General features: G+C 74.7%; 11 protein-coding genes. 7 read left to right on the plus strand and 4 right to left on the minus strand.

The genetic code is table 11. The features are described 5' to 3' along the window. Nucleotides 1–14 precede the first annotated feature (14 nt). The 3 genes from V7E46_RS26390 (at nt 15) to V7E46_RS26400 (ending at nt 6,264) form a co-directional block, all read left to right on the plus strand. The gene (locus tag V7E46_RS26390) at nt 15–2,477 is read left to right on the plus strand and encodes a tetratricopeptide repeat protein (RefSeq protein ID WP_333770741.1); all 2,463 of its coding nucleotides are present in this window, start codon (nt 15–17) and stop codon (nt 2,475–2,477) included. 74 nt (nt 2,478–2,551) lie between these two features. Continuing rightward, on the plus strand, nt 2,552–3,970 hold the full coding sequence (locus V7E46_RS26395; RefSeq protein WP_333770742.1) for a VWA domain-containing protein: 1,419 nt from the start codon (nt 2,552–2,554) through the stop codon (nt 3,968–3,970). Then, nucleotides 3,967–6,264 carry an ABC transporter substrate-binding protein gene (locus V7E46_RS26400; RefSeq protein WP_333770743.1) on the plus strand — a complete coding sequence of 766 codons (2,298 nt, stop codon included), beginning with the start codon at nt 3,967–3,969 and terminating at the stop codon, nt 6,262–6,264. Before V7E46_RS26395 ends, V7E46_RS26400 begins: the two co-directional genes overlap by 4 nt. A 60-nt stretch (nt 6,265–6,324) precedes the next feature. Here the strand turns inward: V7E46_RS26400 and efeB are convergent, their stop codons facing one another. The 3 genes from efeB to efeU are packed head-to-tail and all read right to left on the minus strand — an operon-like array spanning nt 6,325 to nt 9,763. Next, nucleotides 6,325–7,686: an iron uptake transporter deferrochelatase/peroxidase subunit gene (gene efeB / locus V7E46_RS26405; RefSeq protein WP_333770744.1), complete on the minus strand. Its 1,362-nt coding sequence runs from the start codon at nt 7,684–7,686 to the stop codon at nt 6,325–6,327. Between the two features lie 3 nt (nt 7,687–7,689). Then, nucleotides 7,690–8,871 (minus strand): iron uptake system protein EfeO, encoded by a 1,182-nt coding sequence (gene efeO / locus V7E46_RS26410; RefSeq protein WP_333770745.1) that lies wholly within the window; start codon nt 8,869–8,871, stop codon nt 7,690–7,692. Nucleotides 8,872–8,929: 58 nt separating this feature from the next. After that, complete coding sequence (efeU, locus tag V7E46_RS26415) at nt 8,930–9,763, minus strand: iron uptake transporter permease EfeU (protein ID WP_333770746.1); 834 nt, start codon at nt 9,761–9,763, stop codon at nt 8,930–8,932. A 269-nt stretch (nt 9,764–10,032) separates the two neighbouring features. Here efeU and V7E46_RS33995 point away from each other — a divergent pair, with 269 nt between their 5' ends. The 3 genes from V7E46_RS33995 (at nt 10,033) to V7E46_RS26430 (ending at nt 12,322) form a co-directional block, all read left to right on the plus strand. After that, on the plus strand, nt 10,033–10,680 hold the full coding sequence (locus V7E46_RS33995; protein ID WP_443054355.1) for an SCO2400 family protein: 648 nt from the start codon (nt 10,033–10,035) through the stop codon (nt 10,678–10,680). A gap of 112 nt (nt 10,681–10,792) precedes the next feature. After that, the gene (locus V7E46_RS26425; protein WP_333770748.1) at nt 10,793–11,812 is read left to right on the plus strand and encodes an NADP-dependent oxidoreductase; all 1,020 of its coding nucleotides are present in this window, start codon (nt 10,793–10,795) and stop codon (nt 11,810–11,812) included. An 81-nt stretch (nt 11,813–11,893) separates the two neighbouring features. Beyond that, nucleotides 11,894–12,322, plus strand: coding sequence for an organic hydroperoxide resistance protein (locus V7E46_RS26430; RefSeq protein ID WP_329179256.1), 429 nt, complete (start codon nt 11,894–11,896; stop codon nt 12,320–12,322). Nucleotides 12,323–12,351: 29 nt separating this feature from the next. Here V7E46_RS26430 and V7E46_RS26435 read toward each other — a convergent pair whose 3' ends face one another. Then, a complete protein-coding gene (locus V7E46_RS26435; RefSeq protein WP_333770749.1) occupies nt 12,352–12,939 on the minus strand; it encodes a TetR/AcrR family transcriptional regulator in 588 nt (195 codons plus the stop codon). Between the two features lie 82 nt (nt 12,940–13,021). Between V7E46_RS26435 and V7E46_RS26440 the strand changes: the two genes are divergently transcribed. Continuing rightward, complete coding sequence (locus V7E46_RS26440) at nt 13,022–15,472, plus strand: beta-glucosidase family protein (RefSeq protein WP_333770750.1); 2,451 nt, start codon at nt 13,022–13,024, stop codon at nt 15,470–15,472. The last annotated feature ends 204 nt before the right edge of the window (nt 15,473–15,676 follow it).

The raw sequence follows: 15,676 nt of genomic DNA on the forward strand, positions 1-15,676 counted from the left end.
AACAACCCCGCGCTGTGGCAGCGCTACCACGACACGGTCATCGCCACCCGGCGCGGGGGCCGCCGGGGGGGGGGGGGGGGGGGGGGCCGCGCGCCGCCCCCGCCGACGCCGCGGCCGACCCGCAGGCCGCGTCCCGCCCGTCCGACCCCGCCGGCGCCCTGGACCGCGACGGCCTGGTCCAACTGCCCAGCGTCCCGCGCCCCGCCGACAAGGACGTCGTCCGCTCGGTGGCCCGCCGCCCCGAGGGCGGCCGCCGCTGCGGTGTGCCGGACTGCACCGGCACCATCGGGCTGTCCTACGACGACGAGCCCGCCCCGGACGAGGGCTACTGCCCGGTCTGCGGTACGCGTTACTCCTTCCGCCCGCAGCTCGGCCCTGGCGACGTGGTCGCGGGGCAGTACAAGGTGCTGGGGTATCTCTCGCCCGGCGGCACCGGCTGGGTCTACCTCGCGGAGGACCTCGACCTGCCGGGCCACCGGGTCGTGCTCAAGACGCAGATCAACACCCAGGACGCGGCGGCCCGCCGCAAGGCCGTCGAGGAACGCCGCTCGCTGACCACCCTGCACCACCCGGACATCGTCGGGATCATCGCCTCCAAGCAGCACCAGGTCGAGGGCGACACCGGCCCCACCGACTACATCGTCATGGAATACGTCGCGGGCCGGCCGCTCGACCAGCTGCTGCTGGCCTCCGACGAGGAGCTGACCCGGCTGTTCGGCGGCCCCTTCGCGCTCGACCACGTCGTCACCTACGGCTGCAGGATCCTCGGCGCCCTGGAGTATCTGCACGGCCAGCGGCTGCTCTACTGCGACATGAAGCCGGACAACGTCATCCACTACGGCCAGCAGGTCAAGGTCATCGACCTCGGCGCAGTTCGCCGCATCGACGACCGGACCAGCGCCCTGGTCTACACCCCGCGGTTCGCCCCGCAGAAGCGGGAGCGCGACGAGCGCGGCTTCCAGGTCGACACCGACCTCTTCACCGTCGGCCGCACGCTGGCGGCGCTCGCGGCCCGCGCGCAGGAGCCCGCCGGGCTCGCCGCCCGCTCCTTCGACCGGCTGATCGGCCGGGCCACCCACGACGAGCCCGCCGCCCGCTTCACCTCCGCCGCGCAGATGTCCCGCCAGCTATGGGAGGTGCTGCGCGAGCACCGGGCGCTGGCCCGCGGCGAGCGCTACCCGGAGAAGTCCACCCGCTTCGAGCCGACCGCCGTCGTCTTCGGCGCCGCCCTCGGAACGGTCCCCGCGCTCTCCCACTGGACGCTGCGGCCCGAGGGTGTGGCCCCGCCCGACCTGGCCACCGGCGCGCCCAGCCCGCAGGAGACCGCCCGCGCGCTGCCGGGGCCGGTCGCCGACCCGGACGACCCGGCGGCGGTGCTGCTCGGCGACCTGGCAGGCGACGCGCCCGACCGCACGGCGGAACGCCTGCGCGACGACCCCGCCCTGCGGACCGTCGAGGTCGCGCTGTGGCTGTGCCGGTCGTACTTGCTGGCCGGCGAGCCGGGCGAGGCGGGGGAGCCGGCCCGTGAGGCGGCCGGGCACTGGCTCGGCGAGGCCGTCCGGCTGATGGGACCCGACGTCGCCGGCTACGACTGGCGTCCGCCGTGGCACCGCGGGCTGCTGCATCTGATGCGCGGCCGGGTCAAGGAGGCGCAGGGCGAATTCGCCGCCGTCTACGCGACGGTGCCGGGCGAGTGGGCGCCGAAGCTGGCGCTGGGCTACTGCTCGGAATTCCTGCGCGGCCGGACGGCGGCGACGGCGCCGGGGACGGACAGCACGGCGACGGCCGGCGCGGCGGGGACGGCCGCGGAGGCGGCGGCCGAGGCGCGGGAGGCCGAAGCGGAGGCCGAGGCCTACTACCGGGCCGTCTGGGAGCGGGACCGCTCGCACACCAGCGCGGCCTTCGGACTGGCCAGGCTGCGGCTGCTGCACGGCGACCGGGCGGACGCGGTCCGGGTGCTCGACCAGGTGCCGACGATCTCCCGCAACTACGACGTGGCCCGGATCGCGGCGCTGCGGGTCCTCACCGGGCGGGTCGCCGGCACCGCCCCCTCGCGCGCGGACCTCGCGCGGGCCGCCGGCCGGCTGGCGGAACTGCCGCACGACGACGCCAGGGACCGGCTGACCGCCGAGATCCGCGAGAACGTGCTGGCGGGGTACCCGGCCCCGGCCCGGCCCGCGCGCTGGCGCAGCCGGCTCGCACTTGCCCTGACCCCCGGCCAGGGCACGGAAGGGCCGGACGGCGGCCGGGAACCCCCGGGCGGCCCCGGAACGCCCGGTGCCGGTCACGCACCCGCGCACGGCACCGCCTTCCCGCCGCTGCCGCCCGGCGAGCTGTTCGAGGGCGCCGCCGACCGGCGGGCGCTGGCCCGGCTGCTGCACGGTTCGCTGCGCACCCTGGCCGGCCAGGCACCGGCCGCAGAACGCGCGGAGCTGCTCGACCGCGCCTACGCCGTACGCCCGGAGAGCCGGTTCTGACCGCCCCCGACGCGCACCCGAGCACCACCCGCACGACGGCAGCCACAGCTCAGCGGTGAGGAGTCACGAGCACCATGGACACCACGATCGGCCTCGCGGTCAGCCAGCAGAAGTACCTCCCCGCAGGCGCGGGCGAGAAGGACCTGCACGCCATCGTGACCGTCGAGGTCAGCGGCGCGGAGGGCGCGGCGCCCGGCCCCGCGCTCGCCGAGGTCCTGGTGATCGACTGCTCCAGCTCGATGGAGCGCCCGGAGGAGAAGTTCAGGGCGGCCAAGAACGCCGCCGTCGCCGCGTTGCAGCTGCTCCCGGACGGCACGCCCTTCGCCGTCGTCGCGGGTACCCACCGCGCCGTCACCGCCTATCCGCCGGACGGCGAACGGGCGATGGCGGTCGCCGACGCCGCCACCCGGGCCGCGGCCGAGGCGGCCGTGCACGGCATGGTCGCGGCCGGCGGCACGTGCGTGGGCAGCTGGCTCGACCTGTCCGGGCGGCTGCTCGGCGGGCAGCCGGCGCCGATCCGGCATGTGCTGGTACTCACCGACGGGCGCAACGAGCACGACCACTTCCGGCCGCTCGCCGACGTCCTGGCCGCCGTCGCGGGGCAGTTCGTCTGCGACGCCTGGGGCATCGGCGAGGACTGGGACGCCCGGCTGCTGCTCCAGGTGGCCGGCGCCCTGCACGGCGGTGCCGACGCCGTACGCGAGGAGTCCGCGCTCGTCGGGGCGTACGAGCAGCTGGTGCGCGGCCTGCTCGCCAAGGCGGTGCCGGAACTGACCCTCACCGTAGGGACCCTGCCCGGCAGCCGGCTGCGGTACGTCCGGCAGACCTTCCCCACCGAGGCACCCCTGACGGCGCAGGCCGCGGAGCCCGGCACCTACCTCACCCGGGCCTGGGGCAACGAGCTGCGGCGCTACCACGTCTGCGTCACCGTCGACCCCGAAGGCCAGCTGCACGGCGAGGAGTTGCTGGCCGCCGAGATCGGCGTACGCACCCCCGCCGGCACCCCGGTCCCGCCGCCGGACCCCGTGCCGCTGGTGGTGCACTGGACCGACGACCCGGTGCTGTCCGGGGTGACCGACGAGCAGGTGCTGCACTTCCAGCTCTACGAACAGCTTGGCCAGGCGGTGGCGGACGCGGCGGACGCCTACCAGCGCAGAGCGCCGGACCGGGCCGCGGAACACCTCGGCAGGGCCGTCGGACTCGCCCACCGGGCCGGCGCCCGGCGCCAACTGGCCGAGCTGCGGCGGCTGGTGGAGATCCACGACGCCGCCGCGGGCCAGGTGTCGCTGCGCAGGGACATCAAGCCGGTGGACTTCCAGCACCTCATCACCGCCAGCAGCCACAGCACCTACGGACCCGAGCCCGGCGGCCCCGCGCCCGACCCGGGGACGCAGCCCGGCGCGGTCCTGGCGCCCTGCCCGGCGTGCGGCCGGCGCGTCCCGGTCAAGGCCCGCTTCTGCCCGCGCTGCGGCCGGACCCTGGGGGAGTCGTGAGCGAACGGACGGCACCGGCCCGGCCCGCCGCGGCGCCGGAACCGAGCGGCACCCTCCGCGAACTGACCCGGCGCAGGCTGCTGTTGCTGGTACTGGTCGCCCTGACGACCGCGTCGCTCTTCCACGCCTACCGCGGGGTGCACGCCGACGCGGTGCCCCTGCGGTCGGCCGGCGCCCCCGGTGTGCTGGCCGTGGACACCGCGATGGACGCGCTGGCCCGGGCCCAGCAGGGCGTCGAGCGCGGCGAGGGCACCACGGGCGACTTCCACACCCGGCTCTCGGTGGCCAACCAGAGCCTCGCGCGCGCCGCCGCCGCCGACGTCACCGGGCTCACCGGCCGCCAGACCCTCCAGACGGTGACCGGGCTGATCACCACCTACTCGGGCTGGATCGAGGACGCCGCGGGCCAGCCCACCGCCGCCCAGGCGCAGGCCACCGCCGTTCAGGCCCCACCCGCCTCCGCAGGCCCGGGCCGCAGCCCCGCCGCCAGGTCCGGCGCGCTGCGTACCGCCTACCTGGACTACGCCCGCAGCGTGCTCGGCACCACCGCCACCGGTCCCGCCGCGGACGCCACCGTGCTGGGCCGGCTCAGGGACCTGCAAGCCGCGCAGCAGAGGGCGGTGCGCGGGCAGACCGACTTCGGGCCGCTGCTGTGGCTGGAGTGGACCCTCGCCCTCGCCCTGGCCCTGGCGCTGCTCGTGCTGCTCACCGAGACGCACCGCTTCCTCGCCGGACGCTTCCGGCGGCGGTGGAATCCCGCGGTCGCCGGCGCCGCGCTGCTGCTGGTCGCCGGCGCCGCCGTCCTCGTCGTCTTCACCGCGCTGACCCACTCCGAGATGGCCGGCTCCCGTGCGGTGCTGTCCGGTTCACTGACCGGCGACGCGATACCCAGGGCCGGGGCCAGGGTCTCCGGACGGCTGGCGGGCACCGGTTTCCGGGCGGCGGCGGCCGACTGGATCCTCGTGGGCGGCCTGCTGCTGGCGGGACTCGTCCTGCAGGCCCTGCAACCGCGGATCAACGAATACCGGGTCAGGGTCATCGCCCTGCGGTGGCCGCGGCCCCGCACGCTCGGGGTGCTCGGGCTGTCCCTCGCGCTGCTGGCCGGCGGGGGCGTGGTCGCCGTCCGGGCCGCCGGCTGGAACGGCTCGGTCACCCTGCTGGCCAACTGGACGGGTACGGAGCAGGACCAGTTCCAGCAGAAGGTCATCGACCGGTTCGAGCACGAATACCGCATCCACGTGGTCTACCAGGGCAGTTCGGCCGAGAGCGAGGTGCTGGCCGCCGACGTCGAATCCGGTACGCCGCCGGACGTCGCCGTCCTGCCGGGCCCAGGCGAACTCGCCGGATACGCGGTCAGGGGCATGCTCACCCCGCTCGACGACATGGTGCGCCCGGCCGACTTCGCCTCGGCCTGGGTCACCCCGGTCAAGGGCCACACCTACTGGCTGCCGATCAAGACCGACCTCAAGAGCATGGTGTGGCACCCGCGGGCGCTGGACACCGGCGCCGTGGAGCGGGCCGCCAAGAGCCCCGCCTCGTGGTGCCTGGGCATGGGCGCCGACGCCACGTCGGGCTGGCCGGGCTCGGACTGGATCGAGGACATCCTGCTCCAGCAGACCGACCCGGCCACGTACAGCAAGTGGGTGGCGGGCAGCCTGCCGTGGACCGATGACAGGGTCCGCCGGGCCTGGACGACCTGGGGGGACCTGGTCGGGGCGGGGCGGGCCGCCGCCGGAAGCGCCCTGGGGAGGAGCTTCGGGGACGCCGCCGACGGTGTGCTCCAGAAGCCGCCGGCCTGCCGGCTGGAGCACCAGTCGTCCTTCGCCCGCGGCAGCGGAGCCTGGACGAAGACCGGGGCGGCGTACGTCCCCTCCGCCGACGTCATCCCGGGCGCCGCGGCCGGCAGCAACCGCTGGGAGGTCTCCGGCGACCTCGCCGCCCTCCTGCACAGCACCCCGCAGTCCCGAAAGCTCATCGGCTACCTCGCCTCCGACGAGGCCCAACGCGCCTGGGCCAGTACGCAGTCCGGCTTCTCCGTCGAGCACACCGTGCTGGCCGACCCGCGGACCGACCCCAACGAGCGGCAGATCGTCCGCACCCTGCGCGACCCGAAGGCGGTCCGCTGCTACGACGCCTCCGACGCGATGCCGCCCACGCTGCGGGACGCCTTCGCCCGCGCCGTCCTGCGCTTCCTCGCCGACCCCGCGACCCTCACCGAGCAGCTCGGCTCCCTCGACAGGACCAGCCGGAGCGCCGGCAAGGTCCCGCTCACCTCGGTCTGCTCCTCGGGCTGACCGGTGAGCCTGCCGGGGAGTGGACCGCCGGGCCGGCCGGGGTGAGCGGGCGGCAGGGCCTCAGCCGAAGAGCTGGCGGCCCCAGTCCTGCCCTGCCGCCAGTCCCGGCGGCGCGACGAAGACACCGCTGCCGATGTGCTGGATGTACTCGTTGAGCGAGTCGTGCGCGCCCAGCACCCGCTGGAGGGTGACGAAGCGGTCCGGGCTGTTCATGAACGCGATGAAGAACAGCCCGCCCAGCAGGTCGCCGGTCTCCGCGTCGATGCCGTCGGTGTAGGAGTAGCCGCGGCGCAGGATGCGCAGGCCCTTGTTGTGCTCGGGCGAGGCCAGCCGGATGTGCGCCCGGTCCGGGATGACGTACTCCCCGCCGGACTTCGCGGCGAAGTCCGGGGTGTCGAACTCGCTGTGGCCGGTCAGCGGGGCACCGCTGGTCTTGTAGCGGCCGAAGACGTCCTGCTGGTCGCCGAGCCGGTCGCGGTCCCACTGCTCCATCCGCATCCGGATCTTGCGGCTCACCAGGTACGCGCCGCCGCGCACCCAGCGCTGCGGCTCCTCGGCGCCGATCCAGACGTGCTGCCCCATCACGGCCTCGTCGCGGGCGTCGATGTTGCGGGTGCCGTCCTTGAAGCCCATCAGGTTGCGCGGGGTGGCCTGCTGCGGGGAGGTGGACGAGGTGCGCCCGAAGCCCAGTTCCATCCAGCGCGGCAGGACGGTGCCGAAGCCGAGCCTGCGCAGGTTGCGTACCGCGTGGAAGGCGACCTGGGGGTCGTCGGCGCAGGCCTGGACGCACAGGTCGCCGCCGGTGACCGCCGGGTCCAGGTTCTCGCCCGGCAGCGGCGGCAGCGTCCGCAGCGCGCTCGGGCGGCGGGCGGCGAGGCCGAAGCGGTCGTCGAAGAGCGCGGGCCCGTAGCCGATGGTGATCGTGAGCCGGCCCGGGGTCAGGTCGGCCGCCTCGCCGGTGTCGTCCGGCGGGGTGTTGAGGTCGCCCTCGTCCCCCGGCACCGGGTGGCCCAGGGTCATCGCCTCGGCCGCGGCCGTCCAGGTGGTGAGCAGCGCGGCCAGGTCGGCGCGGGTCGCGGCCGGCGCCACGTCGAAGGTCGCGAAGCACAGCCGGTCCTGGGACGGGGTGGCGATGCCCGCCTGGTGGCCGCCGCGGAAGTCGACGGTGGCGGCCGTGGCGCCCGCGGTCCCGCTGCCGCTGCCGGAGTCGCTGTCGCGGTGGGCCAGCGCGGTGCCGCCCGCTCCGAGGGCGGCACCGGCGACCGCCGCCCCTGCCCCGACCGCCCCGAGCAGCCGTCGCCTGCTGACGGCGGCCGGCGCGGGGCCTTGTCCGCGCGGCGCCTGGTCCGGGGTGATGTCAGGAGTGCCGTCCTCGACGGAGGCGCGGTCCGGGTCCTGTGCGGGGTCGTGGGCGGCGGTCATGGGTCAGGCGATCTTTCCGGCGATCTTGGACACCGACTCGGCGTAGGCGTCGACGGCCTGGGCCAGGACGCGGCGCTGGTCCGCGGTGACCTTGCTGTAGTCGACGTAGCCGCTGTCCTCGTAACCGGGCGTGGCCGCGTACGCCTTGAGCGCGTCGGCGGTCGCCTGGTAGCGCTGGGCGACGGTCGTGGCGAGCGCCGGGTCCTTCGCCGTGAGCGCCGGCAGGAGCACGCCGACCGCCTTGTTCGCGCCGGCCAGGTTGCCGTCGAAGTCGAGCAGGTCGATGTGCGAGTAGCGCTCCTCCTCACCGGTGATCTTGGAGGACTGGATCTCGTTGACCAGGTCGGTGGCGCCGTTGGCGATCGCGGCCGGCTGGTATTCCACGGTCTGCACCTTGGTGTACAGCTCGTGCACGTCGGTGCTCAACTGGTCGGCGAGCGCGCCGAGTCCGGCGGTGGAGTTCTTCGTCCACAGCTCCTGCTCGATGCGGTGGAAGCCGGTGAAGTCGGCGGGGCTCGGCGCGTCGTCGATCCGGCCGTCGATGCGGCCGTCGATGTCGCCCCAGACCTCGGCGGTGGACTCGATGCGCTCGTAGTGGACGCGCGCCTTGCCGTAGAGCGTCTTGGCCTGGTCGGTCTTGCCGGCCTTGACCGCGGCGGTGAACGCGTCGGTGCCGGTGACCAGTTCCTTGACCTCGCCGGTGACCCAGGTCGCGTACTGCTGGGTGGCGGTGACCAGCTGGGGGTCGTCCTTCCAGGACTTCTTCGCGGCGCCGGTGACCTTGAAGTCGGTCTTCTCGGTCTTCGCGCCCGGGCAGTAGACCTGGTAGGTGCCGGCGTCCAGGGTGAGGGTGAAGTCGCCGGACAGGCCGGGCGTCAGGTTCTCCTTCTCGCCCAGGATCTTGCCGCCGTCCAGCAGTTCGGCCTCGGTGACCTTCGCGGAGCCCTTGTTGCTGACGTCGAACTTCACCGTGCCCGCGGGCGCGGTGGCCGGGGTCGGCGCGCAGCCCTTGTCGCTGATGCCGATGGTGACGGTCGAGGACTTGGCGCCGGCGTTCTTGGCGTCGGCCGGCGCGGAGCCCTTCGAGTCGTCCTTGTCGCCGCCGCAGGCGGTCAGCAGCAGGCCCGCGGTGATCACGGTGGCCGCGCAGGCCAGTGTGCGGCGGTGGGTGGCTCGGGGGTTCACGGTCAGCTCCTGTTGGGGTGTGCGTACGTAGGGGACGTGCGGGACGGCGCGCTGCGGGTCAGTCGGTGGCGGGCTGCGGGAGGCGGGCCTTGCGCGGACGGGCCGGCCACAGCACGACGGCGGCCATCGGGACGGCGTAGACCAGCCAACCGGTGACCATCGTCCAGTCGGGGTACGGCTGGATGCCGAGTACGCCGGTGACCACGGAGGAGGCCGGGGTGCCGGGACGCACCAGCCAGGACAGGTCGAAGGCCCGGGTGCCCTGCTCCAGCCAGCCGCCCTCGGCGGCGGTCATCAGCGCGGTGGCCACCAGGCCGGCCGCGACCAGCACCAGGACGACGCCGGTGGCCCGGAAGAAGCGGGAGAGGTTGAGCTTCACACCGCCGCGGTAGATGCCGTAGCCGACCACGGCGGCCAAAAGGATGCCGAGCCCGGCTCCGGTGCCGCCGTAGGCCGGGTTGTCGCTCTCGTTGAAGGTGGCCAGCAGGAAGACCGCGGTCTCGAAGCCCTCGCGCAGCACGGCCAGGAAGGCCATCAGCACCAGCGCCGACGCGGAGCCCTCGGACAGCGCGCGGCCGGCCGCGCCCTCCAGGTCCTTGCGCAGGTCGCGGGAGTGGCGCTTCATCCACAGCACCATGTAGCTGACCATCAGCACGGCGATGACGCCGACCACCGTCTCCAGCTGCTCCTGCTGCTTCTGCGGCAGGTCGCTGGAGTAGACCTGGAGCGCGATGGCGACCGCGACGCAGATCGCCACCGCGACAGCGACCCCGAGCCACACCTTCTTCAGCGCGTCCCGGCGGCCCTGCTGGCCGAGAAAGGAGGCGATGATGCCCACGATGAGGGCAGCCTCCAGACCTTCGCGGAAGCCGATGACGAACGTGGGGAGCATGGGGGTCCTTCGGACGCGGGAGTGGCCGTGAGGTGCGGTCGTGGCCGGGGTCGTGGGGCGCGGTGCGGTGCTGTCGTGAGGCCGTGATCGTAAGGTAAGGCAGTCCTTATCCAGGTTAGGGCAGCCTTATTACAGGGCGTGCACCGGGGTGCCGTCAAGGTTCCCACCTGCGTCGATTTGGGGTGCGAGGGAATTTCCTGGCAAAGCAACGGCAATCGGCAGGTCGGGTTTCCCCCGCGCCACAGGCGTCCCACAGGGTCCGTTGCGCCATGGACTACTGCCACACGTGCCGCCGGCACCTCAACGGCGCCTGCTCCTGCCCGGGGTGCGGCACGGCCGCCGACCAGCTGAGAACGCCGCAGGTCGGCGAGACCGCGCACCTGCCCCTGATCAGCCGGCACGCCGCCGCCGGTGATCCACCGCGGCCCGGCGGCGGGCGGGCGGCGGCCCGCGGCAGGCAGCGCCGCCAGGCCCGCGGGCGGCACCAGCGGACCGCCGTGTACGGGATCGGACTGGTGGCGGTGGCCGGGGCGATGGCGATGTTCTCGATGGCCGCGCTGTCCGGCGGCGCCTCCGGCGGTACGGAACCCGCGGAGCCGCCCGTGACCGATGTCACGCACGCGCCGGCCGGCACCGCCGCGCCGGACGCCGCCGGCGCCGCCGGCGGATCCGCCGGGCCGCGCACGAGCGGCGCCCCCGCGAGCGGCCCGCACCCCGCGCGGAGCCCGACCGCCACCCCGGGCACCCCCGCGGGCGCGACGCCGACCCGGTCCGCCGCCACGGCCCCGCCCACGGCTGCCGCGAGCGCGCCGGCCACTCCCGGCAGCGCCCCGCCGAGCGCGGTGCCGGAGCCGACCCGCACACCGCCCCCGCCGCCCTCGCCGACGTGCAGGCGGGTGCTGTGGTGGTGCCAGTAGGGCGGCGTTGCCACCGGCCCCAATGCGGCCCCCGATCCCGGTGATCCATGGTTAATTGAGTGCCTGGATCTTTGCCACGGTGACGCTGTGGCGGAAGGAGACGGATCGCCTCATGTCCACGAGTACGCCCACCGGCCGTGCCTGGCAGCTGGCCGCCAGGCCGCACGGCTGGCCCACGCCGGCGGACTTCGCGCTGGTCGAGACCCCGAACCCCGAGCCGGAGCCGGGCCAGATCCTGGTGCGCAACCTCTTCCTGTCCGTCGACCCCTATATGCGCGGCCGGATGAACGACGTGAAGTCCTACGCTCCGCCCTACGAGCTGGACCGGCCCATGCTCGGCGGCGCGGTCGGCCGGGTGGTGGCCTCCGCTGCGGACGGCGTCGCGGTCGGCGACCATGTGCTGCACGGGCTCGGCTGGCGCGAGTACGCGCTGGTGGACGCCGCGCAGGCGGCCGTCGTCGACCCGGCGCAGGCCCCGCTGTCGGCCTACCTCGGAGTGCTCGGCATGACCGGGCTGACCGCCTACGCGGGCCTGCTGCGGGCCGCCGAATTCACCGCGGGCGAGACTGTCTTCGTCTCCGGCGCGGCCGGCGCGGTCGGCAACCAGGTGGGCCAGATCGCCAGGCTCAAGGGGGCCGCCCGGGTGATCGGCAGCGCCGGCACCGACGAGAAGTGCGCGCTGCTGGTGGACGAGTACGGCTTCGACGCCGCCTTCAACTACAAGAACGGCCCGGTGGCCGCCCAGTTGAAGGACGCGGCGCCGGACGGCATCGACGTCTACTTCGACAACGTCGGCGGCGAGCACCTGGAGGCGGCGATCTCCGCGCTGCGGGTGCACGGGCGGGCCGCGCTGTGCGGGGCCATCTCCGCCTACAACGACACCGAGCCCGGGCCCGGGCCGCGCAATCTCGGCCTGCTGGTCGGCCGGCGGATCACGCTGCGCGGCTTCCTGGTGCGCGACCACCAGGACCTCAAGCCGGACTTCGTCCGCGACGTGGGGGGCTGGCTGCGGGACGGGACGCTGCGCTACCGCGAGACCGTCGTCACCGGAATCGACCAGGCCGTGGCGGCGTTCCTCGGGATGCTGCGCGGAGAGAACACCGGGAAGACGGTTGTCGCCCTCCCGGAATGACCAGCCGCCGGGGTCGAGCACGCCCCCGGCTTCACCCGAATGCCGCAGGCGCGACGACCTGCCACCGAGGAGGACCCTTTCATGGCCATCCAGTTCGTAGACGTCCTGTACACCGCCGTCGCCACCGCAGAGAACGGTCGCGACGGGCGGGTCGCCACGGACGACGGCAAGCTCGATGTCATCGTCAACCCGCCCGTGGAGCTGGGCGGCACCGGTGCGGGGACCAACCCCGAGCAGCTGTTCGCCGCCGGTTACAGCGCCTGTTTCCAGAGCGCGCTCTCGGTGATCGCCCGGATGGCGAAGACCGACATCTCCGGCTCCCGGGTGACCACGAAGGTCGGCCTGGGCAAGACCGAGGGCGAGGCCTACGGGATCACCGTCGCGATCGAGGTCTCGATCCCCGGCCTCGACGCGGACGCCGCGGCGGCGCTGGTGGAGCGGGCGCACGAGGTGTGCCCGTACTCCAACGCGACCCGCGGCAATGTGGCGGTCACCCTGTCCGTCGTCTGACCCCGACGCCCCGCGCCGGCCGGCCGCGGCTACCGCGGGCCGGCCGGCGGCGGGGTCAGCAGGGCCAGGAAGTCGCGGAAGGCGGACGGCATGTCGACGGCCTCCGGGTCCAGCAGCCACTGGATCTGGAGGCCGTCCATCACGGCGGCGAGCAGCGCCGCCGCCCGCTCGGGCGTCAGACCGCCGGGCAGGCTCTCCCCGTACGCCGCCCGCAGCGCGTCGGCGCCGCCCGCGCGGACCCGGGCGTACCGCTCACGGAAGTGCTCCTGCGCCGGATGGCCGTCGGTCACGCTGTCGCCGACCAGCACCGTGAAGGCCTGGACGATGCCCGGCCGGGTCGCGTTGTACTCGACCAGCTCGGCGACGATGTCCAGCGGCCACTCCCGGCCGCGCAGCGCCGCCGACGCCGTGTCCCACTGGTCGCGGGCGTCGAGCACCGCGACCAGCAGCGCCTCCTTGGTGGGGAAGTGGTGCATCAGCCCCTGCTGGGTGAGCCCCACCCGCTCCGCGACCGCGGCGAGCGTGGCACCGCGATAGCCGCGCTCCCCGATCACCTCGGTCGCCGCCTGGATGATCCCGGCCCGCCGTTCACCGCGATCACTTCTGGTCCTCGGCACAACCACCCCTGTAAGATCACGGATTGGCAACTATGCCTACCGTACGGCAGGCAGTCGGGCGTCTCCGGTCCAGCATGGAGCGATGACGGTCGAAACGGGAGACGCCGAGCGCGAGCGGGCCGTGGAGGCCGCGCTGCGGACACTCGGCCTCGATGACAAGGCACGGCTGCTGGCCGGGCACGACATGTGGTCGCTGCCCGCGCTCCCGGCCATCGGGCTCCGCTCGCTGGTGATGTCGGACGGACCCATCGGCGTACGCGGCAGACGCTGGACGGCCGACGACCCGTCGGTCGCACTGCCCAGCCCCACCGCGCTCGCCGCCACCTGGGACCCCGAACTCGCCCGCAGGGCGGGCCGGTTGCTGGCCCAGGAGGCGAACCGCAAGGGCGTGCACGTGCTGCTGGCGCCGACGGTCAACCTGCACCGCAGCCCGCTGGGCGGGCGGCACTTCGAGGCGTACAGCGAGGACCCGCTGCTCACCGGGGCGATCGGCACCGGCTATGTGCTCGGCGTGCAGGACGGCGGAGTCGGCGTCACCGTCAAGCACTTCGTCGGCAACGAGGCGGAGACCGACCGCTTCACCGTCGACAACCGCATCGCCGCGCGCCCGTTGCGCGAGCTGTATCTCGCGCCCTTCGAGGCGATCGTCACCGGCGCCCGCCCGTGGGGCGTCATGGCGGCGTACAACGCGGTGAACGGCGTGGCCATGACCGAGCACGCCGACCTCATCGGCGGTGTGCTGCGCGGCGAGTGGGGCTTCGACGGGGTCGTCGTCTCCGACTGGCTGGCCGCCCGCTCCACCGTCGGCGCGATCCGCGGCGGCCTCGACCTGGCGATGCCCGGGCCGCACACCGTCTACGGCGAGGCACTGGCCGCCGCCGTCAGGGCCGGCGAGGTCGAGGAGGAGCTGGTCGAGGCCGCCGCGCGCCGGGTGCTGCGGCTGGCCGCCCGGGTCGGGCTGCTGGCCGGCGCGCCCGCCGCCGTCGCACCGGCCGACCGGCCCGCGGCGGTCGACGGGGACGCGCTCGCCCGGGAGATCGCGGGCCGCGGCTGCGTACTGCTGCGCAACGCGATACGCGACGAGGCCCCGGTCCTGCCGCTGGACGCCGCAGCCGTGCACGGCGGCGTCGCGCTGATCGGCGCCGCGGCGCGCGAACCGCGCATCCTGGGCGGCGGATCCGCGCAGGTCTTCCCCGGGCACGTGGTCCCGCTGCTCGACGCGTTGCGGGACACGCTGCCCGCAGGCGTACGGCTCGGATATGCGGTCGGCGCCGACCCCAGCGAGGAACTGGCTCCCGCCGCGGCGGGGTTCGCGCTGCGGGCGGTGGCCCGAGCCGCCGATGGGCGCGAACTCGGCTCGGAGGCACTCCCGTCGGGGCAGCTCCAGTGGTTCGGCGAGCTGCCGCCCGGCGTCGACTACGACGAGCTGCACTCCGTCGAGGTGTGCGGCACCTTCACCCCCGCGGTCGACGGCGACCACCGCTTCGGCACCCGCGGAACCGGCGCCTTCACCCTCACCGTCGCGGGCCGCACCCTCTACGACGGCCCCCAGTTCGACCCGCACAGCGACCCCTTCGAGGCCTTCTTCGGTACGCCGACGCAGCGCGGCACGGTACGCCTCGCGGCGGGCGAGCCGGTGCCGGTGAGCCTGCTGCACCTGCCGCCCAAGGCCGTGGAACTGCCCGTCCCGGCGGTCGGGTTCAGCCTGCTGCACGGCGAACCCGAGCGGGACGAGGAGGAGTTGCTGACCGAGGCCGTCGCGGCGGCGCGGGCCGCGTACACGGCGGTCGTGGTGGTCGGCACCACCGAGCGCGTCGAGTCCGAGGGCTTCGACCGGCGGGACCTGCGGCTGCCGGGGCGGCAGGACGAACTCGTAGCCCGGGTCGCCGCGGCCAACCCGCGGACCGTGGTCATCGTCAACTCCGGCGCCCCGGTGGAGCTTCCGTGGCGCGACGAGGTCGCGGCGGTGCTCGTGTGCTGGTTCCCCGGCCAGGAGGGCGGCGCCGCCCTCGCGGACATCCTGCTCGGCGTGACCGAGCCGGGCGGGCGGCTCCCCACGACCTGGCCGGTCCGGCTCGCCGACGCGCCCGTCACCGAGGTGACGCCTCGCGCGGGTGTACTGGCCTACGACGAAGGGGTCCTCGTCGGCTACCGGGCCTGGCGGCGCCCCGGCGTCCCCGCCCCGGCGTATCCCTTCGGGCACGGGCTCGGCTACACCTCGTGGGCGTACGAGGAGCTGATCGCCCTGCCCGGGTCCGGCGAGGCGGAGCTGGCCTCGGTGACGGTCCGGGTCCGCAACGTCGGCCGCCGGGCCGGACGGGAGGTCGTCCAGCTCTACCTGACCGGGTCCGAGGCCGGTGCGCCCGCCGTCCTGGCCGGCTTCGCGCCGGTGTCGGCGGGGCCGGGGGAAGTGGCCGAGGCCGTCGTCCCGCTGGCGCGGCGGGCCGTCTCGACGTGGTCCGACGGCGCGTGGCGGCTGGCGCCGGGGCCGTATGACCTGGCGGTCGGGCCTTTGACGGTACGCATTCCCTAGCCGGGTGCTCCGGGGGCCCCGCGCCCTGCCTCTCCGGGCGGGTCCGGGGACCTTCCCCCCCGGGGCGGGTGGCCGGTCGCGCGGTTTCCCGCGCCCCTCCGGGGCTCGGCCTCTGGCGCAGAGGGCGAGCTCTTCGGGGGTGCGGGGAACCGCGCGCGGGTGTGGAGTCCGTCACCGTGCTCAGACCGAGGCGAGTTCCGGGGC

This window comes from Streptomyces sp. IBSBF 2435, from assembly GCF_036815005.1.
Classification (GTDB): Bacteria; Actinomycetota; Actinomycetes; order Streptomycetales; family Streptomycetaceae; genus Actinacidiphila.

Bases quoted from the DNA above. Each gene is read 5' to 3' on its own strand.
- V7E46_RS26395 (WP_333770742.1), top strand. From the start codon at position 2,552: ATGGACACCACGATCGGCCTCGCGGTCAGCCAGCAGAAGTACCTCCCC.
- efeB (WP_333770744.1), bottom strand. From the start codon at position 7,686: ATGACCGCCGCCCACGACCCCGCACAGGACCCGGACCGCGCCTCCGTC.
- efeU (WP_333770746.1), bottom strand. From the start codon at position 9,763: ATGCTCCCCACGTTCGTCATCGGCTTCCGCGAAGGTCTGGAGGCTGCC.
- V7E46_RS33995 (WP_443054355.1), top strand. From the start codon at position 10,033: ATGGACTACTGCCACACGTGCCGCCGGCACCTCAACGGCGCCTGCTCC.
- V7E46_RS26425 (WP_333770748.1), top strand. From the start codon at position 10,793: ATGTCCACGAGTACGCCCACCGGCCGTGCCTGGCAGCTGGCCGCCAGG.
- V7E46_RS26430 (WP_329179256.1), top strand. From the start codon at position 11,894: ATGGCCATCCAGTTCGTAGACGTCCTGTACACCGCCGTCGCCACCGCA.
- V7E46_RS26440 (WP_333770750.1), top strand. From the start codon at position 13,022: ATGACGGTCGAAACGGGAGACGCCGAGCGCGAGCGGGCCGTGGAGGCC.